The sequence below is a fragment of the Actinocrinis puniceicyclus genome (genome assembly GCF_018283645.1).
GTDB lineage: Bacteria > Actinomycetota > Actinomycetes > Streptomycetales > Catenulisporaceae > Actinocrinis > Actinocrinis puniceicyclus.
Window position 1 is genome coordinate 1 of the sequence record NZ_JAGSXH010000374.1, and the last position, 547, is coordinate 547.

Consider the following 547-nt stretch of genomic DNA (forward strand, 5'->3'; position numbering starts at 1 on the left):
CCGCACGGCTCGACTGCGCCAACCGGGTTCACCGATGATCTGCCATGACAGCACGGACCCTGATAACCGTGTGGCGCCTGACGCCGTCCGATCAAATCAGGGCCCGTGCCGCACACGTTGTCAGACCGAGATCCCGGAGACCTCGTGCGGCGCGTAGGGCACCTCCAACTCGGCGACCTCCTCGGGCGTCAACTCCACCGACAGCGAGGCGAGCGCGTCCTCCAGATGCTGCGGCTTGGTCGCCCCGACGATCGGCGCGGTCACCACCGGATTGCGTGACACCCAGGCCAACGCGACCTGCGCACGCGTGAGCCCGCGGCGCTGCGCGACGGCGGCGACCGCCTCGACGATGCGCCGGTCACCGTCGTGGTAGAGCGCCGAGGCGTACCGGTCGCTCGCCGCCCGCTCGCTGGACTCCTCCCAGTCGCGGGTCAGCCGCCCGCGCGCCAGCGGGCTCCACGGAATCACGCCGATGCCCTGGTCCGCGCACAGCGGCAGCATCTCGCGCTCCTCCTCGCGGTAGAGAAGATTGTAATGGTTCTGCATG

Annotated in this window: 1 protein-coding gene; it reads right to left on the reverse strand. The window is 69.8% G+C overall.

Annotated features, from left to right (window positions below; translation table 11 throughout):
* Positions 1-120: 120 nt before the first annotated feature.
* A partial coding sequence (locus tag KGA66_RS29355) for an aldo/keto reductase (RefSeq protein WP_211472902.1) occupies positions 121-547 on the reverse strand: 427 nt, incomplete at its 5' end.